This window comes from Longimicrobiales bacterium, from assembly GCA_029245345.1.
GTDB lineage: Bacteria > Gemmatimonadota > Gemmatimonadetes > Longimicrobiales > Gaopeijiaceae > CALFPJ01.
Genome location: JAQWPM010000002.1, coordinates 157,413 through 178,209 on the forward strand (window position 1 = coordinate 157,413; position 20,797 = coordinate 178,209).

The 20,797-nt window shown below is 64.4% G+C and carries 16 protein-coding genes; 13 read left to right on the top strand and 3 right to left on the bottom strand.

Translation table 11 applies throughout. The features are described 5' to 3' along the window. Positions 1-351: 351 nt before the first annotated feature. The gene (locus tag P8L30_00775) at positions 352-2,385 is read left to right on the top strand and encodes a serine hydrolase (GenBank protein ID MDG2238738.1); all 2,034 of its coding nucleotides are present in this window, start codon (positions 352-354) and stop codon (positions 2,383-2,385) included. 394 nt (positions 2,386-2,779) lie between these two features. Here P8L30_00775 and P8L30_00780 read toward each other — a convergent pair whose 3' ends face one another. Genes P8L30_00780 through P8L30_00790 form a run of 3 tightly spaced genes read right to left on the bottom strand, consistent with a single transcriptional unit; the run spans position 2,780 to position 5,563 of the window. Then, positions 2,780-3,409, bottom strand: coding sequence for a 3-oxoacid CoA-transferase subunit B (locus P8L30_00780; protein MDG2238739.1), 630 nt, complete (start codon positions 3,407-3,409; stop codon positions 2,780-2,782). 38 nt (positions 3,410-3,447) lie between these two features. Beyond that, complete coding sequence (locus tag P8L30_00785) at positions 3,448-4,158, bottom strand: 3-oxoacid CoA-transferase subunit A (GenBank protein ID MDG2238740.1); 711 nt, start codon at positions 4,156-4,158, stop codon at positions 3,448-3,450. A gap of 13 nt (positions 4,159-4,171) precedes the next feature. Further along, positions 4,172-5,563: an aminotransferase gene (locus P8L30_00790; GenBank protein ID MDG2238741.1), complete on the bottom strand. Its 1,392-nt coding sequence runs from the start codon at positions 5,561-5,563 to the stop codon at positions 4,172-4,174. A gap of 100 nt (positions 5,564-5,663) precedes the next feature. Between P8L30_00790 and P8L30_00795 the strand changes: the two genes are divergently transcribed. From P8L30_00795 to P8L30_00850, 12 genes are all read left to right on the top strand, one after another. Continuing rightward, positions 5,664-7,337: an FAD-dependent oxidoreductase gene (locus P8L30_00795; protein ID MDG2238742.1), complete on the top strand. Its 1,674-nt coding sequence runs from the start codon at positions 5,664-5,666 to the stop codon at positions 7,335-7,337. After that, a complete protein-coding gene (locus P8L30_00800) occupies positions 7,337-8,497 on the top strand; it encodes an FAD-binding oxidoreductase (protein MDG2238743.1) in 1,161 nt (386 codons plus the stop codon). Before P8L30_00795 ends, P8L30_00800 begins: the two co-directional genes overlap by 1 nt. Before the next feature lie 30 nt (positions 8,498-8,527). After that, the gene (locus P8L30_00805; GenBank protein ID MDG2238744.1) at positions 8,528-9,874 is read left to right on the top strand and encodes an extracellular solute-binding protein; all 1,347 of its coding nucleotides are present in this window, start codon (positions 8,528-8,530) and stop codon (positions 9,872-9,874) included. Positions 9,875-9,879: 5 nt separating this feature from the next. After that, positions 9,880-10,779 (top strand): sugar ABC transporter permease, encoded by a 900-nt coding sequence (locus tag P8L30_00810; protein ID MDG2238745.1) that lies wholly within the window; start codon positions 9,880-9,882, stop codon positions 10,777-10,779. After that, positions 10,779-11,609, top strand: a complete 831-nt coding sequence (locus P8L30_00815; protein MDG2238746.1) for a carbohydrate ABC transporter permease — start codon at positions 10,779-10,781, stop codon at positions 11,607-11,609. Before P8L30_00810 ends, P8L30_00815 begins: the two co-directional genes overlap by 1 nt. Before the next feature lie 3 nt (positions 11,610-11,612). Beyond that, positions 11,613-12,722 carry an ABC transporter ATP-binding protein gene (locus P8L30_00820; GenBank protein ID MDG2238747.1) on the top strand — a complete coding sequence of 370 codons (1,110 nt, stop codon included), beginning with the start codon at positions 11,613-11,615 and terminating at the stop codon, positions 12,720-12,722. Continuing rightward, positions 12,719-13,486 (top strand): SDR family oxidoreductase, encoded by a 768-nt coding sequence (locus P8L30_00825; GenBank protein MDG2238748.1) that lies wholly within the window; start codon positions 12,719-12,721, stop codon positions 13,484-13,486. The genes P8L30_00820 and P8L30_00825 overlap by 4 nt, the downstream gene beginning before the upstream one ends. 89 nt (positions 13,487-13,575) lie before the next feature. Further along, positions 13,576-14,478, top strand: a complete 903-nt coding sequence (locus P8L30_00830; GenBank protein MDG2238749.1) for a dihydrodipicolinate synthase family protein — start codon at positions 13,576-13,578, stop codon at positions 14,476-14,478. Positions 14,479-14,524: 46 nt separating this feature from the next. Further along, a complete protein-coding gene (locus tag P8L30_00835) occupies positions 14,525-15,970 on the top strand; it encodes a hypothetical protein (protein ID MDG2238750.1) in 1,446 nt (481 codons plus the stop codon). Positions 15,971-15,974: 4 nt separating this feature from the next. Beyond that, a complete protein-coding gene (locus tag P8L30_00840; protein MDG2238751.1) occupies positions 15,975-16,757 on the top strand; it encodes an SDR family oxidoreductase in 783 nt (260 codons plus the stop codon). Further along, the gene (locus P8L30_00845; GenBank protein MDG2238752.1) at positions 16,758-17,477 is read left to right on the top strand and encodes an SDR family NAD(P)-dependent oxidoreductase; all 720 of its coding nucleotides are present in this window, start codon (positions 16,758-16,760) and stop codon (positions 17,475-17,477) included. Next, positions 17,478-20,663 (top strand): hypothetical protein, encoded by a 3,186-nt coding sequence (locus P8L30_00850; protein MDG2238753.1) that lies wholly within the window; start codon positions 17,478-17,480, stop codon positions 20,661-20,663. The last annotated feature ends 134 nt before the right edge of the window (positions 20,664-20,797 follow it).

A 20,797-nucleotide genomic window follows, 5' to 3' on the forward strand; every position in this document is an offset into this window, starting at 1 on the left:
ACTCGAGGGCGACGCGAAATGGCACAGTTGTGCACACGGCACCCTGACTGGCTACCACACGCCCCGAAAAGTCCTTATTTTCCGGGCCTTCGGGGCGTGGCGCAGTCCCCTAGCGCACCTGCTTTGGGAATGCCGTTCTAGCGCCGGTGGGCGCTGGGATCGTTGGGCTCTCGAGGCCCCCGCGTTAGTCAGCCTCGATGGGCTCTCTTGAAGCGGTTGGGACAACGATTATCTGTGCCGCTGTCTTGCGCCAGAACATTTCTGCTCGTGCGACCGTAGGCAGGTCCGGGGACTGCTCATCCAGGCTGTCCCCGACTCTTCCGACATCACCGTTTCGACTGAGGAGTTCCAATGAAAAGGCTCATGCGCCTTTCGATTCCACTGCTCTCCACCTTCGTGCTCGTTCCCTCCATTCTGTTCGCGCAGACGCCGATCCGCGCCGGACAGATGCAGGCCGGCTCACTGAGCACCGGAGACACGCTGGAGTACACGTTCGAGGCTGAAGATGACTTCCTGCTCTACGGTGAGGCCAACCAGATCTCGGTCGATGTGGTTGTCTCTCTCGTCAACGCAGAAGGGCAACAGATCCAGCAGTGGGATGGCCCGGGCCGAGGCGCCGAAGCGTTCTCTCGGGCGCTTCAGGGGGAGGGGTCCTACACGCTCCGGATCGCACCCTTCGAAGACGAGGAGGGTGACTTCACCGTCGAGATCCTCCAACTCGAGAAGAAGTCGGACAACCCCGGACGGCTCGCGGACCAGCTCATGTTCGCGTACGACCGGCCGGGCGCCCCCGGGGGCGCGGTCCGCGTGTGGCGCGACGGGCGCACGCTCTTGTCTCGCACATACGGTCTTGCGGACCTGACGCACGGCATCGAATTCGAGGCCAGCACGCCCACCAACATCGGATCGACGTCCAAGCAGTTCACCGCCTTCGCCGTAATGCTGGAACAAGAAGCCGGGCGCCTGAGTCTGGACGACGACTTCCGAGACCACTTGCCCGACTCCGATTTCCCCGACTTCGGCGAGACGATCACCATCCGTAACTTGTTGAACCACACATCCGGCCTGCGGGAGTTCCTGAACCTCTACGCCATGACGGGCGCGGACACACGCGTGCTCACGCGTGATGACGTACTCCGGGCAGTAGAGCGCCAGCCGGCCCTCCAGAACTCGCCGGGGGCGGAGTTCAACTACAACAACACCGCCTTCTCGCTGGCCGCCCAGATCGTCGAGCAGACGTCGGGGCAGGACTTCGACGATTACGTGCGGGAAGAGATCTTCCAGCCACTAGGCATGAACGATTCCTACGTCCGAATGACGCCGGAGACGATCATTCCTGGACGCTCAGACGGATACACGCCGGGCGGTGAGGGCTGGACCGCGCCGGGTGACCTCGGTGGGGCCGTAGGCGCAGGCGGCATCTATGCCTCCATGGAAGACCTCGAGCGGTGGGGCCAGAACCTGCTCGAGCCCCGTGTCGGGACCCTTGAGATGGTCGAAGCCATGATGACCGAGTTCACGCTTACCGATGGCGAGGGCAGCGGATACGGGCTGGGCCTCTTCATCGATGAGCAGCGAGGACTCCGTCGGGTCCACCACGGCGGGGCCGACGTGTCCCACCGGTCCATGATCGTCTACTACCCCGAGCTCAACGCCGGCCTGACCGTCCAGTCGAATGCGTCGACGTTCAACAGTGGCGGTACTGCCTTCAGCCTCGGCGCGGCCTACTTCGGGGACGAGATGGAGCCCGCCGAAGAAGCGGACGTTCCAGAGGCTGAGGGCGAGTTCGATCTCGAGAGCTACGATCCGGCCGACTTCGAGCGGCTCTCAGGTTCCTATACCCTCGATCCAGCACCCCAGATGGTGGCTCGGGTCTGGTACGAGGACGGCACCTACTACGGGCAGCTCACCGGACAGCAGGCCCTGGAGATACGCCCCACCGGGCGAAACAGCTTCGAGTTCATTGAAGTGGCTGCCACCCTGGTATTCGAGGATGGCGAGCCCGCGCCGGGGATGACGTTGTACCAGAACGGCCAGGAGGTTCATGCCACGCGCGTCGAGGAGGACGAGTCTGAGGAGACGCCTGAGACGTGGGAGCCGACGGTGGCGGATCTCGAGGCCTTCGTGGGCCGATACTTCAGCGAAGAGGTCGAGACCTTCTACGACGTGGTCCTCGTGCACCCGGAGGAGGGCGAAGAGGCTGAGCCGTACCTCGAGTTTCGTCAGTTACGCATGGGCGAGATGCGCCTTGCAGCCACGCAGGCAGATACCTTCAGCGCCGGTGGGCTGACCCTCGACTTCGAGCGCGATCGCCATGGAGTCGTGTCGGCGATCTATTTGGACATGACCCGGAGCCGGGACGTGCGAGCGGAGCGGATTCGCTGATCTGCTGGCCTTACCGCGCTCCATTCTATCTGTAATCAAGGAGGCCGTCGCCCGATGAGGGCGGCGGCCTTCCTTGTTCCGGTGTAGCGAGGAGATGTGGGCACCCCAACCCCTGAATAGTCTTTATTTTCCTCGCCTTTCCGGGCCCTTCCGGGCGTGGCGCAGTCCGGTAGCGCACCTGCTTTGGGAGCGACTGTCTGGCGCCGGTGGGCGTCGACGCAGTTCTTGGCACAGTTTGAATCACGGGCCGCCACGGCCGCCAGGCTGTCCGCTTTGAGGTCGCCTCGAGCAGAACGCGTGCACCCACAGACCGTCGTTGGGCGGTTGCTTCCGGCGAGTGCTTCCTGCCTGAAGGTCGTCCCACGAGTGTAAAGGTGGGCGCGAGTCGGTCGTCCTAGGAGGGCGTCCCGCTTCCGCCAAACAGCTTCGCACCCGTCCGCTCCTGCACGTACTGGAAGCTCACCCCTGGACTCAGCTCGACGATCCGAAACCCCTCATCCACCACGTCGATCACGGCGAGATCGGTATAGATACGATCGACGACTCCGACTCCGGTGAGCGGATAACTGCACAAATCGACGAGCTTGGCCTCACCCTCATGCGTGGTGTGCTGGGTGATGACGTAGACGGTCTTTACGCCTGCCACGAGGTCCATGGCGCCACCGACGGCGGGGATGGCATCCGGTGCCGCAGTCGACCAGTTCGCCAGGTCGCCTGACGCAGAGACCTGCATTGCGCCGAGGACACACAAGTCGAGGTGTCCGCCGCGGACCATCGCGAAGCTGTCCGCATGGTGGAAATATGCCGCCCCCGGATTCGCCGTCACCTGGCGCTTACCTGCGTTGATCAGCTCCGGGTCGCCGGTACCCGCCTGTGCTGGGGGCCCCATTCCGAGCAGCCCGTTCTCCGCGTGGAAGATCACATCGCGCCCCTCGGACAGGTGCGCGCCGACCCTCTCGGGGATGCCGATCCCGAGATTGACGTACGCGCCGTCGGGGATGTCGAGCGCGCAGCGTTTCGCCATCTCGTCTCGCGTGAGGCCGACGCCAGAGCTCCGCTCGCTCAAGGGTACGACACCCCTTCATTCACGAGTACGGACTCGTGCGCCGGATCGGTGACCGCCACCACACGGTTCACAAAGATTCCTGGCGTGATGACGACCTCCGGGTCGATGTCACCGACTGGAACGACGGAGGAGACCTGAACGATGGTCGTTTTCGCCGCCATGGCCATGAGGGGGCCGAAGTTCCGGGCGGTCTTGTTATAGACGAGGTTCCCGTGACGATCCGCCGTCCGTGCCTTGATCAGCGCGAAGTCGGCCTTCAGCCCGTGCGCCAATAGGTAGTCCTGACCGTCGAAGGTTCGGCGCTCCAGGCCTTCCTCCAGGGGAGTGCCCACGGCGGTCGCCGTGTAGAAGGCCGGAATGCCGGCGCCTCCAGCCCGAATCCGCTCGGCCAGCGTGCCCTGCGGCACTAGCTCCAGCGCCGTGTGCCCACTGCGGTACAGGCGGGGGAAAACCGTCGAATTCGTAGAGCGCGGGTGCGAACAGATCATCTTCGACACCTGCCCGGCCTTGAGCAGGGCGGCCAGACCGACCTCGCCGGTGCCGGTGTTGTTGTTTACGACGGTCAGGTCGGTGGCTCCGTGGTCGATGAGCGCATGGATGAGTTCGATCGGGCTGCCCGCCTCGCCGAAGCCTCCGACCATCACTGTGGCACCGTCGAAAATGTCGGCGACTGCCTCCGCTACGGTCGCTACCTCTTTGTCGATCACTGGGTCGTCTCCGTCACGCCTCGGGCCGCCAGACGCCCTCGTCCAGGAGCTGCTGCGCCACGACGTCCGTCGCCTCCCTGAAGGCCTTCACCACCGTGTCGATCTCTCCCTCGGAGATGATGAACGGCGGCGAGAATGCGATGGTGTCGGTCTGGGGCAGGGCCCGCCCGATCACGCCCTGCGCGAACGCCTCCCTCACTACGCGCCCCGCCACTTTCAGGGATGGGTCGAACGCGACGGCCGGGTTGCGCCCGGCAACGAACTCCACTCCCCACATGAGCCCCATGCCCCTTACGTCGCCCACGAGCGGGTGGTCCGTGAAGGCGGCTAAGAGGCGTTCTTTCAGGTAGGAGCCGCGGGATGCGACCTGGGCGACGAGTTGGTCCTTCTCGATCACGTCGAGGTTCGCGAGCGCGGCGGCCGCGGGACCGGGATGGGCCGTGTAGGTGAACCCGTGACCGAATACACCGAAACGCTCCTCCCCGGAGACGACGGTTCTCCAAACCTCTTCCGACACCATGAGGCCGGACAGCGGTGTGTACCCGGACGTGACACCCTTTGCAACCACGATCAGGTCGGGCTCGATCCCGAAGATCTCTGTCCCGAATGGGCGACCCAGCCGCCCGAATCCGGTGATCACCTCGTCGGCGATCAGAAGGATGTCGTGACGGGTGAGGACCTCTTTGATCGCCGGGAAGTACCCTTCCGGGGGTACGATTACCCCACCCGCGCCCATGACCGGTTCGGCGACCATGGCGCCGATCGTCTCCGGACCCTCGGCTTGGATGAGCTGCTCCAGGTCGTCCACCAGTCGGGCGACGAACTCCGCATCGGTCAGGCCCGCGCCTTCCCACAGTGGGCGTGGTGCCGTGGTGTGTTTCACAAAGGGCAGCGGGAGGTCGAACCCCGCGTGCGGGCCATGCAGGCCGGTCAGGCTTCCCGAGACGATCGTGACGCCATGATAGCTGCGTTCGCGGCTGATGATCTTCTTCTTCTCCGGCCTACCGCGGACATTTTGGTAGTACCAGACCAACTTGACGGCGCTGTCGTTCGCATCCGAGCCCGAGTTGCCGAAGAACACCTTGGACATCGGTACAGGTGCCATCTCGATGAGGCGCTGGGCGAGCAGGATCGCCTTGTCGGACGACACTCCGGAAAAGGTGTGGCAGTACGACAGCTTGCTCGCTTGCTGCTCCAAGGCCTCCGCAATCTCCCTTCGTCCGTAGCCGACGTTGACGCACCAGAGACCCGCCATGGCGTCGATATATCGCTGGCCATCGGCATCCTCCAGCCACACTCCCTGGCCCTTGACGATGACCGGAGCCGGCCCGCTTCGCTCATGTGTGGCGAGCGCGGTCATCGGGTGGAAGAGGTACCGCCGATCAAGTTCTGACAGTGTAGACATGGGCGAGCTCCTGGCGCTGCATTGCCGTTCATCCGACGTGCGGTGACGTTGGTCTGCGGAACCTTCCGATCGCCACCATCCTGCGCAAGGACATCTGAGTTTGAAGATCGAGTTCGAGGGCGAGGCCCTCGAGGCGCGCCCCGGCGAGAGTCTCGCGGCAACGCTCACAGCGCAAGGTATTCGTTCGTTTCGCACAACCGAACGCGGCGCCGAACGCGGAGTTTTTTGCGGCATGGGAGTGTGCCAGGACTGTTTGGTTGAAGTCGACGGAAAGCCGAACCAACGCGCCTGCACAGTGAAAGTCGACCGACCCATGAAGGTCCGACGCGAGGGGAGCGGGCGAGCTCTTGCAGCATCAGGTCCGGCGGCCGGGCGACCTCCGATCACCATTGAGGAGATTCCCGTCGAGCGCCCGCAGGTTCTGGTGGTTGGCGCGGGACCGGGCGGGTTGGCCGCCGCCTATGCCGCACGTCTCGCCGGTGCGGAAGTGCTTGTGCTCGACGAGGGATCGGCCCCGGGTGGCCAGTACTTCAAGCAGTGCTCCGCCGCGGACGTCGCTTCGCCCGATGCGCAACACCAAGAGGGCAGGCGCCTCATCGACGACGTTCTCGGTTCTGGGGTGACCGTGCGGTCGAATGTGTCGGTCTGGGGAGCCTTCAGGCCGCTGGAGTTCGCGGCGACGAAGCCTGGGGGCAGTTTTCTCGTTCAGCCCGAGCAGGCGATCATCGCTACCGGAGCGTTCGACCGGGGCTGGCCAGTACCCGGGTGGACCCTTCCGGGAGTCATGACGACTGGGGCAGCCCAGACCCTGTGGCGTACGGCTCGCCGCCTACCCGGTAAACGCGTGTTGATTGCTGGCAACGGGCCGCTCAACCTGCAGCTCGCGGTGGAACTCGTCGCCGGCGGGGCCGACGTCGTGGCCGTTGTCGAGGCGGCACCCGCCGTGGGGGTGCGCCGAGTGAGGGAGATCGCAGCTATGCTGGCCAATGCGCCCCGTCTCGTGGCGGACGGAGTGCGCTACATCTCTACCTGCCGCCGGGCCGGCGTGCGCCTGATCAACGGATCCGTGCTGACGTCGGTGACGCCGCACTCGGGCGGTCTACGGGCGACGATCGCGGGGCGCGAAGCCGCCACGTTCGATGTTGATGTCGTGTGTGTGGGCTACGGGTTCCATCCCTCGAACGAGCTGTTGCGGGCGCTCGGATGTGAGCATGCGTTCGATCCCGAGCAGGGCCGGCTCGTTACGGTACGCGACACGCGGGGGAAGGCCAGCGTGGACGGCGTCTGGGCCCTCGGCGACTGCACCACCCTGGGGGGTGCGCGCGTTGGGCAGGCGGAGGGGACCCTTGTGGGCTTCGCTGCCGCGCGAACTATTGGCTGCGCGCTTTCGGCCGAGGCCGTCCGCCTCGAGGCGCAGGCTGCGGCTGATGCCGCCCGTCACCGTCGCTTTCAGAGGGCGCTGTGGCAGATGTATCGAATGGATGAGTCTCTGCGGGTGCGGCCCACCGGCGATACCGTGATGTGCCGGTGCGAGGAGGTCACCTACGGCCAGGTCGAGGCGGCGCTGGCCGAGGGAGCGACCTCACCGGGTGAGATCAAGCAGGAGACCCGACTCGGGATGGGGCTTTGCCAGGCGCGGTACTGTGGGCCGGCGCTCGAGACCTTCCTAGCTGAGCAGACCGGCCGCTCGCAGGACGAAACGTCGGGGTTCGCCCCCAGAGTGCCGGTCAAGCCGGTTTCGGTCGATGATCTCTCGAGCCCGGCCGGGGCATAGTGCACTCGCCCAACACGAGCGGCACACTCCCGCGCGAGATCCAGACGGTCGTGGTGGGCGGCGGGATCCTCGGACAGTGCGTGGCCGGCTTTCTCGCTGAAGAGGGTCGCGAGGTCGCGATCATCGACGCAGGCCGTCCGGAAGGCACGACGACCAACGCCGGCAGCCTTCACGTGCAGATGCAGAGCCGCTTCATGCGAATGCACCTCGACCAGGTACCGGCTCTGGAATCGGGCCTCCACCTCTACCCGAAGGCGGTCGAGTTCTGGTTCGAATTGCAGCGACATCTCGACGCCGACTTCGGGCTCAAAGCGTCCGGTGGGCTGATGGTGGCCGAGAGCCGGGAGCAGCTCGACTTCCTGGCCAAGAAGGCCGAGCGCGAGCGAAGTCTGGGGCTCGACTCCAAGATCCTCGACCGGGACGAGCTCAGTCAGATCGCTCCCTACCTCGGTCCCGCGGTAGTCGGCGCGGAACTGTGCGCCGCCGAGGGCCGGCTCGATGCGCTCAAGGCCAACATGGCTCTGCGGCGGTGGGTCCGCAGGGTCGGGGTCATGGTCACTGGCGAGACATCGGTCGATCGAGTGAGTCGTGACGGTGAGCGGTTCAAGCTCGACACATCTCGGGGTACCGTCAGGGCGGCCACCCTCGTCATCGCCGCAGGGCCAGGGTCACTTGCTCTGGCCGAGCCGTTCGGCCTGACGCTCCCGGTGGAGTCCGAGCCCTTGCACATGAACATCACGGAACCGACCGATTTGTTCATGGGTCATCTCGTGCAGCACGCGGATCGAATGATCACGGTCAAACAGCTCTCGAGCGGTCATGTGGTGATCGGGGGCGGTTGGCCAGCGGATTTGTCCCCCTCGGAGGACTACGCTGTGGTCCGACTGTCCAGCATTATCGGAAACACTTCGCTCGCGCAGCACATCGTGCCGGCGATCGGCGGATTACGGATCATCCGAAGCTGGGCGGGCATCAACACCCCGACCGGCGGTCCCGGCATCCTTGGCCCGATTCACGGCGCACCTAACGCGTTCTTGGCGATTCCGGGGGAGGCGGGGTACACTCTTGGCCCGCTCTCTGCCCGGTTGGTTGCGGACGCGGTGCTCGGCCGGAGACCTACGGAGGACTTGGCGCCGTTCTCCCCGAGTCGATTTCGGTAGCGCAGGGATACATCCCATAACGGATTGCCCATGACGGATTGGCTAAGCACGGAAGGTCGAAGAATTACGAGGCGTGATGCGCTCAAGCATCTCGTAGCGGCCGGGCTCGCGACCGCGGTGGGAGGGTGCGGTGGGACGGACGAGGACGGGACCATCACACTACGATGGTGGTCGACCCAAGGGGCTCCCGCTCAGCGGGCGGCCTATCGGGCGCAGATCGACCTGTTCGAAGCGGCGCACCCCGGTGTGAAGGTCGTCTTCGAGGCCATGTCGGACGAGGGGTACGCAACCCAGCTCGCCGCCGCCTTCGCATCAGGCGACGTACCGCACCTCATCACTCACATGCCTTCGTTCGCGGTCCAGGGTTACTACGCCCACGGGCTGATCGAGCCGTTCGACGATGTCATCGAAGCGATCGGCGCGGACGAGTTTTACCCGCGGGCAAACGACGTCTATCGCGCCGCCGACGGCCGATATGTCGGCACCTCCATTGGAAATACCGCAGCCGACATGCTGTGGATTCGCCGTGACCTGATGGAACGAGCCGAGATCGAGGCGATTCCCGAAACTTGGGACGAGCTACGTGCAGCGTGTCGCGCGATGCAGGGCGGGGGCATCTATGGTGCCCCTCTTCCCTATGGCTTGAACTCGGCCAACTCGCTGACATTCATCGGCTTCATCCATCGTGCGGGCGGCTCGGTCTTCACTCCCGATCTGGAGATCGCCCTGGACCAGCAGGCGACCTACGATGCCCTTGAGTTCTACCGATCCATGTTGGAGCTCTGCCCTCCGGGCGCCACCGGGTATTCCTGGGGCGAGATGGTCACTTCCTTCGTGAGCGGCGCCACGGCCACGGGGCTTTATGCTGGCCGGGTACTGGCCAATGTCGCGGCGCAGAACCCCCAGATCGCGGATTCGATCACCTGCGCGCTCTATCCACGGATGTCGCGGGACATACCGGCTTGGACGTACAACGACTTCCCCTGCGTGTGCATCCCCTCGGCCGCCTCGAACAAGGCGGAGGCCAAGCTGTTTGCAGCGTCTCTTTTCGATCCTGCTGGATACATCCCACAGCTACATGCCGCCCCCGGACACGTGCTCCCCGTGCTCGAGACGGTCGCAGAGAACCCGGCCTACCGGGACAACGAGATCATCGACAGGTATCCGCAGGAAATCGACCTCATGGCCTCCGCCGCGGCGCAGGGGTACAACCTCGGATTCGAGACGACGGCCCACCAACCCAATACCAAGGCGGGCGAAATCATCGCCTCGAACGCGATTGCCGAGATGGTGCAGCGGGTCGTCTTGAATGATGAAGATCCCCAGGTCGCCGTCGGCAATACCGTCACGCGCCTGGAAGAAATCATGCGTTCCTGAGCTTGATGCACTCCGACCCGCCACCGTCGCTCGAGAAGCGTTACGCCCGGATTGGCGTGGTGCTCATCGCCCCGACGGTGTTGGTGTTCTGCGCCGTCATTCTGTATCCGCTCATTTCGGCGATCTATCTTTCCCTCTTTTCGATCTACACCCCGACGTTGGCCGGGGAGTGGGTAGGGGTGGACAACTACACCGCCCTTCTTGCCAGTGGAGACTTCTGGAACGCCGCACGCAACACCCTGATCTGGACAGTCGGGACGCTGATGCTGCAGCTCGTCTTCGGTGTCGCGATGGCGCTCCTGCTCAACCAATCCATCGTTTTCCGGTCGTTGGCCCGGAGCTTGGTCCTCTTCCCCTACTTCCTGTCGACGGTCGTGGCCGTCCTCGTGTGGCGGTGGCTCTTCAACGACCTCTACGGGATCCTGAACCACGTTCTGCTGATCGCAGGATTGATCGACGCGCCCGTCAACTGGCTGGGTCAGATGCCCAACGCCATGATCTCGATCATTCTCGTCGGAGCGTGGAAGTACTTCCCGTTCGTCGTGATCGTTGTGTTGGCGCGCCTCCAGTCCATCCCGGAGCAACTGTACGAAGCGGCCACCATCGATGGCGCCGGTCCCTTCCAGCGGTTTACCGATATCACGCTCCCGCAATTGCGCGACGTGCTCGTGGTGGTCGTTCTCCTACGTGCGATCTGGGACTTCAAGGAGTTCGACTTGATCTACCTGATGACCGGGGGCGGACCCGTGAGGGCGACCCAGACGTTGTCGCTCCTCGTCTATGAGGAGGCGTTCAGGCTGAACCGCATGGGGATGGCGTCTACCTACGCCGTAGCCATGATGCTGGTGCTGCTCGGGTTTACGCTGGTCTACCTCAGGCAGACCAACCGGATCGAGGAGGGTTGATGAACGCGTCACGCGCTAGGATGATCTGGAGCGTCGTCACCTGGACGATCGTGCTCGCGGTCGTCTTTCCGTTGATCTGGATGATCGTCACCTCGGTCAAGCCGCAGTCCGAGCTGTTCAGTATTCCGCCGACTCTGATGCCCGAGACTGTCACGTTCGAGCACTACTGGCGGCTGCTGACCGATACGCCCTTCCTCCAGTATTTCCGCAATTCGATGATCCTGGCGGTGACGACGACCGTTGTAGTCGTCGTGCTCGGTACGCTGGGCGCCTACAGCCTGGTACGCTTCAAGTACCGCGGGCGCGAGACCCTCGCGACGCTGGTCCTGTTCACCTACCTGATGCCCTCCGTGGTGCTGGTCGTCCCGCTGTATCTGATGATGGCGAAGCTGGGACTGGCCAACACGCTCGCGAGTCTGGTGATCGCCTATACCACATTCGCGCTGCCGTATGCCCTCTGGTTGCTGCGCTCCTTCATGTCGAGCATCCCCGTGGATCTGGAATCCGCGGCGCTCGTGGACGGCGCCGACCGAATGGGGGCCTTCGTCGATGTCATCCTCCCGCAGGCTCTGCCGGGCATCGTCTCGACGGCGCTGTTCACGTTCATTCTCTGTTGGAACGAGTATCTCTTCGCGCTGGTGCTCGTGAATTCCGACAGTGTACGTCCGCTGACGGCCGGCACCATGAACATGCTGATCACGTCGTTCAACATCGACTGGTCACTACTCATGGCCGCCTCCGTCATGATGAGCCTGCCGCTCATCGTGATCTTCACCTTCCTGCAGGGCACGCTCACCAAGGGTTTCGGCGCCGGCGCGGTGAAGGGGTGATACATGGCTGAGGTCGTTTTCGAGAAGGTCCGCAAGACGTTCGGTTCCACGATCGCGGTCAATGAACTCGATCTCACGATCGAGGAGGGCGAGTTCGTCAGCCTGCTCGGGCCTTCGGGCTGCGGCAAGACCACGACGCTCAGAATGCTGGCGGGTCTGGAAGAGCCCAGCGGAGGGACCATCCGCATCGGCGATCGCGTGGTGAACAGCGTCCCGCCGGCGCAGCGCGATATCGCGATGGTTTTTCAGTCCTATGCGCTGTATCCGCACATGACGGTGGGGAAGAACATCGCCTATCCGTTGAAGAAACGAGGCATTCGTGAGCCGGAGCGCTCCGAGCGGGTCATGGCCACCGCACGTCTTCTGGAGTTGGAGACACTGCTGGACCGCAAACCGGCGCAGTTGTCCGGAGGACAGCAACAACGTGTGGCACTCGGCCGCGCGATGGTGCGCGAGCCCCAGGTGTTTCTGTTGGACGAGCCGCTGTCCAACCTCGATGCGCGGCTTCGGGCCCACATGCGTGCGGAGCTCATCGAAGTGCACCGACGCATCGGGCGCACGATGATCTACGTCACGCACGACCAGCTCGAAGCGATGACGATGTCCACGCGGATTGCCGTCATGAACGCTGGCGTGCTTCAGCAATTCGCCACGCCCGCCGACATCTTCCACCGCCCGGCCAACGTATTCGTCGCCGGGTTCATCGGTTCCCCGGCCATGTCTTTGGTCGACGGTGAGTTGACGGGTCCGGGCTCGGATGGATCTGATGGGGACGGGCGGTTCCGGGTTCACTGCGGCGCTCTGGACGTGGCGCTTCCGGCCGGTCTGCTCAATCGGTCGGCTGCACCGGGCCCGATCTCGCTTGGTATCCGCCCAGAGGATATTCTCCTGGGGAGTGGAGACCACACGGCGGCAGTGGGGCTCGTGGAGCGGACGGGCCATGAGAGCATCGTCCGGCTGGATGCCCAGGGCACGCCGTTGATCATGCGCGCACCTGGAGATACGCCGATCGAAGCAGGTGAGACGGTCCGTTTTTCGCTCAGGGGCGAACGGCTCCACGTCTTCGATTCTGCCACCGGCCGCCGCCTGAACGCGGATACGGAGAACTCATGAGGCTCGAAGGAAAACTGGCCATCGTGACGGGGGGAGGCGCCGGAATCGGCAAGGCAATCGCCCTCCGTCTTGCCGAGGAGGGAGCCGACGTCGTCATCGGGGACACCGACGAGGCCGCCGCACAGGCCGTCGCTGCCCAAATCCAGGCGCTCGGCAGCAGGGCTGCGGCAGTCCGCACGGACGTCACTCGAAAGTCGGACATCGAGGCTCTGGTCGAACAAACGATGCAGCTTGGTCCTGTCGACATCCTGATCAACAACGCGGGAGTCGAGGAGATCACGCCGCTACTCGAAATTCCCGAAGAGGAGTGGGACCGGACGCTCGACACGAATCTCAAGGGGGTGTTTCTGTGCAGTCAGATCGTGGCACGTGCGATGATCGCTGAAGGGCGAGGCGGGAAGATGGTGAACATCGGCTCCATAGCGGGCATCATGCCACCGAGAAAAGAGTCACACTACGCGGCATCCAAGGGAGCCGTTCATGTACTGACAAGACAAATGGCTCTGGAGCTTGCGCCGCACGAGATCACGGTAAATGCAGTAGCCCCCGGCGTCATAAAGAACGGGCTCAGCACGCATCATTCTCTCGCCGATCCGGAGCAAGCCGAACGGATTGCAAAGGGAATTCCGCTGGGCAGGGTCGGGTCCCCTCTCGACATTTCGCACGCGGTGCTCTTTCTGGTATCTGAAGAGGCCGACTACATCACGGGTGTCGTGCTGCCTGTTGACGGAGGGTTCTTGCTGGGCGGTATGCAGACCGGGTGACGGGGCAGCTCCGCCCCGGGTCGCTCGGAAACGGACCGGAGGATATTCTGTGACACACCATTTCTAAGTACTCAGCCTGCTAGAGGATCATGGATCGAACGAGTGTCGATTGGGCCGGCCCCATGCCGGCTGTCACAACCCCGTTTCAAGCCGACGGCGACATCGATGAGAAGTCGTTTCAGTCGAACGTCGAGCGCCTGCTGGGAAGCGGCGCGACCGGAGTCGTGGTCGGCGGCTGCACAGGTGAGTTCTGGGCGCTGAGCCATGAGGAGCGCAAACATCTGTCCCACCTGGCAAAGGAAGCGGTCGGGAGTACCGGGACCCTCATCGTGGGTACCGGAGCGATAACGCGAGACGAAACCGTGGTGCTTACCCGGGAAGCGGAAGAAGCGGGCTGCGATGGCGTCCTGATCCTGCCGCCCTATTTCGTGCAATTGACCGACGACGAGATCTTTGCGCACTACGCGGCCGTGTCGGACGCGGTCGGGATTCCGATCGTTCTGTACAACATCCCCGGAAATGCCGTCAACGCGCTGTCTCCATCCCTGGCAGGCCGCCTGGCGGAGCTGGAACGCGTGGTGGCCATCAAGGAGAGCTCGGGCGACTGGAACAACTACTACTCGACGTACCTGGAAGTCCACGAGAGACTCCGGGTCTTCTGCGGTCCGTCCTCGATCTACGGCGTACCTGCCGTGGAGATGGGAGCGGACGGCGTCATCGACTGCTTCCCGAACATGTGGGTAGACGCGCTCGACCTCTTCCATGCACCAGCCCGAGGCGACCAGAAGAGGTCCGGCGAGGTCCAGGCGCGCGGTCGCAAGCTCACCGACCTCTGCACGACCGGCGGGCGGACTCTCTACCCCGCGACAAAGGCCGCGATGGACCTGCAGGGACTGCCCGGGGGTGGGCGTCCACGGGCGCCGTTACAGCCGTTGGCTGGCGAGCCGCTCAAGGGCCTGGAGCGAGGCCTGGCCGCCCACGGCCTTCTATGAAATCAGACGACCAAATCACACTACCCAAGCACGTAGGAGTTCAACGATGAGTGCACCCACTCTTCCAAGGGCAGGGCGCGCGCCGCAGCTGGATCCGCGCGAATATGAGACCAGTTTCGGCGAGTTCATCGGCATCGGCCCGAACGGCAACCTGTGGGTCGACGGGTGTGACGTCGCGGAGCTGGTTGAGCGCTTCGGCAGCCCGCTGTTCATCATGTCGGAGAATCAGCTTCGGTACACCTATCGATCGTTCCGCGACGCCTTCCGCGAGCACTATCCCAATTCTGAGATCCTGTTCGCGAACAAGTCCAACAACGGGTTGGCCATCCGCCACATCATGAATCAGGAAGGGGCGGGGGGGGACTGTTTTGGGAACACCGAGATGTATCTCGCTCTCCTGGCCGGAACGGACCCGAAGACGCTCGTCCTCAACGGCTCGAACAAAGAAGACGAAGAGTTGGAGATGGCGATTGCCAACGGGCTGTGCATCAACATCGATGCGATGGACGAGCTCGACCGGATCGACGCGGTCGCTAAACGGCTCGGTAAGGACGTGGACATTGGGATCCGCCTCGCGCTCGATCTCGACCCCCTCGCCGAACGCCAGGGCGTCGCCATGCATGGACCGGGAACGATGAAGGAGCAGAGCGACTCCACGAAATGGGGCATGACCCGCGAACAGACGGTCGAGATTGTGAAGCGCGCGCAATCCATGTCGAACATGAAGCTGGTGGAGATCCACTTCCACCTGAGTCGCATGTCCAACGTTGCGAACGACTTCGCGGTGATGGCCGGCGAGATGATCACCTGGGCCGGGCATATACGTGATGAAACGGGCTGGGTGGCACCCACCATCGACATTGGCGGCGGCTGGACCTTCGGCAAGTGGTACGGAACGGGCCCCAACTCACAGATGGACGACAACAGCGCTCCTACTGCGGACGACTATGCCCGGGAGTGCGCGAAGGCGATCAAGGACGAGGCCGCGCGTCTGGATTTCCCGCTCCCCAAGCTCCGCCTGGAGCCGGGCCGTGCCCTGTCCGGACCCGCGGGTGTAGCCGTCGGAACCGTGGGCGCCATAAAGACCGGTGACACCAAGAAGTGGGTCAATCTCGATCTGTCGACCAACCACATTTCGTGGGCGGCGATACTCGACTGGTACTACCACGCCCTCCCGGTCCGGAACGCCGGTGCCGAGGGAACCGAGACGGTCGACCTGGTCGGCCCGCTCTGCAACTCAGATGAACTGGGCCGGCACCGGAAGATGCCGCCGCTTCAACGGGGTGACTTCGTGGCCTTCCTCGACACCGGGGGCTACTGCGAGTCGAGCGCGGCGCGCTACAACGCGCAGCGACTTCCGGCGACGGTGCTCGTAACCGGTGATACCGCCGATGTGATCAGCGACCGCGAGGAGTTCCGGGACGCAGCAGGCCGCTTCCGTGTGCCCCCGCATCTGCTGGCCGGCTCCTTCGCACCCGAGGCGGGGGAGTAACGCCATGGATCTCGGGATCCAGGGGCGCCGCGCCATCGTGACCGCGGCCAGCCAGGGACTCGGACGCGCGTGTGCGACGTCTTTGGCCAGGGAGGGCGCGGAGGTGTGGATCACCGCCCGCACCAAAGAGACGCTCGAAGAGACGGCGCGAGAGATCGCGGAGAGCACGGGTGGGACGGTTCACGCCGTTCCCGGTGACATCACTTCAGATTCAGGCCGGGCGGCGGTTCTGGAGGCCTGCCCCGAACCCGATATCCTGGTCGCCAATCCGGGTGTGAAGCAGACGCCGGACGACTTCCGGACCATGACCCGGGCGGATTGGGACTTCTGGATGGAAGCCCACTTCTATTCGACTCTGGACCTCATCCGGGCGGTGGCTCCCGGAATGTGCGAGCGGCGCTTCGGACGGATCGTCAGCATGTCCGTCAGCTTCATCAAGTTCCCGCAGATCAACTTTGCCGCGAGCCACGCGGCACGCCTCGGGTTGAGCGGCGCGATCGCCTCGATGGTGCGCGAATTGATCCCACACAACGTCACCATCAACACCGTCGCCCCAGGGCTCTTCAGCACCGAGGCGCTGCACACCAACCTGCACGCGCACGCCAAGCGCGGGAACACGACCTACGAAGCGATCGTCGAAGATCGCAAGAAAGGATGCCCCGCGGGGCGGTTCGCCGAACCCTCGGAGTGCGGTGATCTCGTGGCGTACATCTGCGCCGCGCAGTCCGGATTTATGAGCGGCCAGAACATCATCAACGACGGTGGCGTCTATCAGGGCTTGTTCTAGATGATCGATCCACACGGCCGGGTCGTGATGCTCTCCGGAGCTACCGGAGGAATCGGAGCGGCCATCACTCGGCGCCTCTCCGAAGACGGCTTCCGTTTGTCGCTCGGCGTGCGGAATGTCGACGCGGCTCGCGAGGCGTTTCCGGGTCTTGAGGCCGATGGTGGACTCATCCATCGGTTTGAGGCCGGGGAGGCCGACACCGCGAAGGCGTGGGTCGACGCGACGGCCGAGCACTTCGGGCAGATCGACGTGCTGATCAACAACGCGGGCATTTTGCGGCAGGTCTTCTTCGACGAGGGTGACGAGGATCTCCTGGACGAGCTTTGGACCGTCAACGTGAAGGCGCCGTTCCGGCTCATCCGACATGCATTGCCGCATCTGTCCGAGACCGGCGGCGGCCGGATCATCAACGTCGGCTCGACCGACGCGAAGCGTTACCGGGCCGGTGTGTCGGTGGGCTACGCCATGTCCAAGCACGCCCTCATGGCCATGAGCCACGCCGCGAAGGCCGCCGGATGGGAGCACGGTGTCCGCGTCACGGCGCTCTGCCCCGGTGCGGTCGACACCCCGATGATCCAGTCGATTCCGGGTGTGACCCCGGTCGACGAGCGGATCCAACCCGCCGACCTGGCGGAGATCGTCGCGTTCTTGCTCGGGTTGCCGAACAACGCGTCGGTGCCGGAGCTGGTGGTCAATACGCGCTTAGAGTCGGGGCTTTAGATGAAGCTGGCATCTTCGGTCCGCCCCATTCACTTTCGCGCGATCCTCGCAGCCCTCGCCTGTTCCGCCACGCTCCTTTCTCCATCCCAGCCGGCCCATGCTCAGGCGCAGAATGCCGGTGAGACCCTTCGGTCCTCGGACCTGAGCGCACTCGCCTGGCGCGAGCTGGGTCCGACGATCACCAGTGGAAGGATCACCGCCTTCGCCGTGGACCCCCGGGACACCCGCGTCATTTTCGCGGCGTCGGCTTCGGGAGGCGCATGGAAGACGGAGAACGCGGGCACTACCTGGAGGCCCGTGTTCGAGAACGAGGGGAGCGTGTCCTTAGGCGCCATCGCGCTGGCTCCGTCCAACCCGGACATCGTCTGGGTGGGGACCGGCGAGCAGAACAGCGTCCGGAGTTCGTCCTACGGTGACGGCGTCTACCGGTCCGACGACGGAGGGACGACGTGGCGCAACATGGGGCTGGAGGGGAGTCGCCATGTGGGGCGGATCCTCGTCCATCCCCAAGACCCCGATGTGGTCTTCGTAGCGGCCATGGGCTCTCTATGGGGCCCCAACCCGGAGCGGGGGCTTTTCCGCACCACCGATGGAGGCGCCAACTGGACGCAGGTGCTGGAGATCAGCGACCAGACGGGGGTCGTGGAGGTGCGCATGGACCCCAGGAATCCCGACGTGCTCTTTGCCGCGACCTTCCAGCGAGAGCGGCGCCAATGGAGCATGATTGGAGGGGGATCCGAGGGCGGCCTCTTCCGGAGTGAGGACGGTGGAGAGAGTTGGAGCCGGGTTGGCGGCGGGTTCCCCACGGGTCCGGTTGGGCGCGTTGGGATCACCTTTTGCCCCGGCGCCCCGAACATCATATACGCCAGCGCCGTGGGGCCCGACGGCGGCATCTTCCGATCCGACGACGACGGCGCCACCTGGGAAAGGCGTAATTCCCAGATCCAGAGCCACTGGTACTACGGTGAGTTGATCTGTGACCCCGAGGACCCGGACCGCGTCTACGTGCCCATGACGCCCATGTATGTATCCGAGGACGGGGGCAGAACCTTCCGAAACCTGATACGAGCCGCGGTGCACGTGGATCATCACGTCCTGTGGGTGAACCCGAGCGACCCCGAGCACCTCATGGTGGGGAATGACGGGGGGATCTACATCTCGCGGGACCGGGGCGAGAGCTGGCTCTGGCAGTCCAACGTCCCCGTCATGCAGCTCTACACGGTCTCCGTGGACATGCAGGAGCCGTTCTACCACGTCTACGGTGGAACCCAGGACAACGGGTCATGGGGCGGACCCGTGGGGACACGCTTCTCGTCGGGGGTCTCGAATGAGGACTGGACCTACACAGCGGGCGGCGACGGGTTCTACTCGCAGGTGGACCCCACGGACCCCAACATCATCTATGCCGAGTCCCAGTACGGGGTCCTCTATCGGACGGACCGTACGACGGGTGAGCGCCGGAGGATCCAGCCCTGGCAGCCCCAAGACGCGGAGGTTCCCCCGTACCGCTGGAACTGGAGTGCGCCCCTACTGATCTCACCCCATGATCCCGGCACGCTCTACTTCGCGGCCAACGTGGTCTTCCGGAGCCGGGATCGGGGGGACTCCTGGGAAGCCGTCAGTCCGGACCTGACCCGGCAAATCAGCCGGGATTCCCTCCCTTTGCAGGGGCGCATTCAACCCCCTGACGCGATCGACCTCCACGCCAGCACGGCCCAGTACGGAAACATCACCACTCTGGCGGCCTCGTCCGTGCGTCCTGGACTGGTGGCGGTGGGCACCGACGACGGATTGGTGCAGGTGACCCGCGACGATGGGCAGAATTGGCTCCGCACCTCCAGTTTTTCAGGTGTGCCGGAGATGACGAAGGTGGCCATGGTGGCGTGGTCCTCCGTGAGCGAAGGAACCCTCTTCACCGTCTTCGACGGCCACAAAGACAACACGTTTCAGCCCTTCGTGGTTCGGAGTGACGACTACGGCGCCACCTGGCGTGATGTCACCGGCGACCTCCCCGCCTTTGGCTCCGCGCGGAGCGTGGCCGTGCACCCCCGCAACGGTGACCTGGTCTTCGTGGGCACCGAGCTCGGCGTCTTCTTCTCCAACACGGGTGGCGGATCGTGGCTCCCTCTGGGGGACGGCCTCCCGACGGTGGCGGTGCACGGGATGGTGGTGCACCCTCGAGAGAACGATCTGGTGCTTGGAACACATGGACGTGGATTCTGGGTCCTGGACGACCTTGGGCTTCTGGAGGATCTCACGCCGGCGGTCGTGGCTGGCCACAGCCACCTGGCTACTCTCCGGACGGCGACCCAGATCAGGGACGTGAACCGGGGCAGGGGCTCCGTTGGGGACAACTACTGGACCGCCCAGAACCCGCCCAGGGGTGCCGTACTGGATTACTGGATCGGCGATGCCGCTGTAGGCGAGCCCGTGGTACTGGAGATCCTCGATGGCGCGGGAAATGTGGTCCGGCGGGTGGAGGACTCCACCGCTGCCCGAGGCGTTCACAGGATCGTGTGGGACCTGCGCCACGAAGCTCCGATTGGGGGCGACGGCGAACCTTCCCGCCGCTTTCGGGGGCGGTTCGTGCTTCCGGGCTCGTATCAGGTGCGCCTAACTGTGGCTGAACAGGTGCACGTTCGGCCGTTGCAGGTTCAGATGGATCCCGGGCTTTCGGTGGCCGACGGGGCTCGACGGGCACTGGACGCTGCTCTGGCGCTACAGGCCGACCTAGTAGGCGCTGTCGCGCTTGCCGGATCGGCGGTGGACACCATGCTTGTTCAGGCAGCGACCGTACTGGAGTCCCTGGCCGGACTCCCCGATGCCCCGGGTACGCTCACCGAGCGAGCTCGCGAGCTGGAGGCCGGAGCGCGGCGCCTGCAGGTCGTGCTGGAGGGCCCCGGCCAGCAAGGCATCGCTCAGCAGGAGACCGTACTTCCCCTCTCCACCCTCGTCACCCGCCTCTACAGCACCACCGAGGGGTGGACGCACGGCCCCACCGCCGACCAGAGCCGCCTCACGAATCGTGCCCACCGCGACTTGGTGGAACTCCTCGCCGTTCTGCGGCCGTTGCTGGATCGGGATCTCCCGGAGCTCCGTCGAGCGATGGCCGAAGCCGGGATCCCATGGCCGGCCGGTGACGCGCCCGTGCTTCCCGCTGGGCTTCTTCCTCCATTGGTACCGTGAGTTGGAAAAGGTCCTGAATTCCTGATCCGTGTGGGTGTCGAAAACCCCGTCCGAGTGGCGCCGCGACTCAACAATGGGCACCGACGAATCAGGCAGCGAGGGGGCGGGCATATCGGTGATTAAGCCCACCGACC

Coding starts and splice junctions, on each gene's coding strand:
- P8L30_00775 (MDG2238738.1), top strand. CDS start 352: ATGAAAAGGCTCATGCGCCTTTCGATTCCACTGCTCTCCACCTTCGTG.
- P8L30_00780 (MDG2238739.1), bottom strand. CDS start 3,409: ATGGCGAAACGCTGCGCGCTCGACATCCCCGACGGCGCGTACGTCAAT.
- P8L30_00790 (MDG2238741.1), bottom strand. CDS start 5,563: ATGTCTACACTGTCAGAACTTGATCGGCGGTACCTCTTCCACCCGATG.
- P8L30_00805 (MDG2238744.1), top strand. CDS start 8,528: ATGACGGATTGGCTAAGCACGGAAGGTCGAAGAATTACGAGGCGTGAT.
- P8L30_00810 (MDG2238745.1), top strand. CDS start 9,880: ATGCACTCCGACCCGCCACCGTCGCTCGAGAAGCGTTACGCCCGGATT.
- P8L30_00815 (MDG2238746.1), top strand. CDS start 10,779: ATGAACGCGTCACGCGCTAGGATGATCTGGAGCGTCGTCACCTGGACG.
- P8L30_00820 (MDG2238747.1), top strand. CDS start 11,613: ATGGCTGAGGTCGTTTTCGAGAAGGTCCGCAAGACGTTCGGTTCCACG.
- P8L30_00825 (MDG2238748.1), top strand. CDS start 12,719: ATGAGGCTCGAAGGAAAACTGGCCATCGTGACGGGGGGAGGCGCCGGA.
- P8L30_00830 (MDG2238749.1), top strand. CDS start 13,576: ATGGATCGAACGAGTGTCGATTGGGCCGGCCCCATGCCGGCTGTCACA.
- P8L30_00835 (MDG2238750.1), top strand. CDS start 14,525: ATGAGTGCACCCACTCTTCCAAGGGCAGGGCGCGCGCCGCAGCTGGAT.
- P8L30_00840 (MDG2238751.1), top strand. CDS start 15,975: ATGGATCTCGGGATCCAGGGGCGCCGCGCCATCGTGACCGCGGCCAGC.
- P8L30_00845 (MDG2238752.1), top strand. CDS start 16,758: ATGATCGATCCACACGGCCGGGTCGTGATGCTCTCCGGAGCTACCGGA.
- P8L30_00850 (MDG2238753.1), top strand. CDS start 17,478: ATGAAGCTGGCATCTTCGGTCCGCCCCATTCACTTTCGCGCGATCCTC.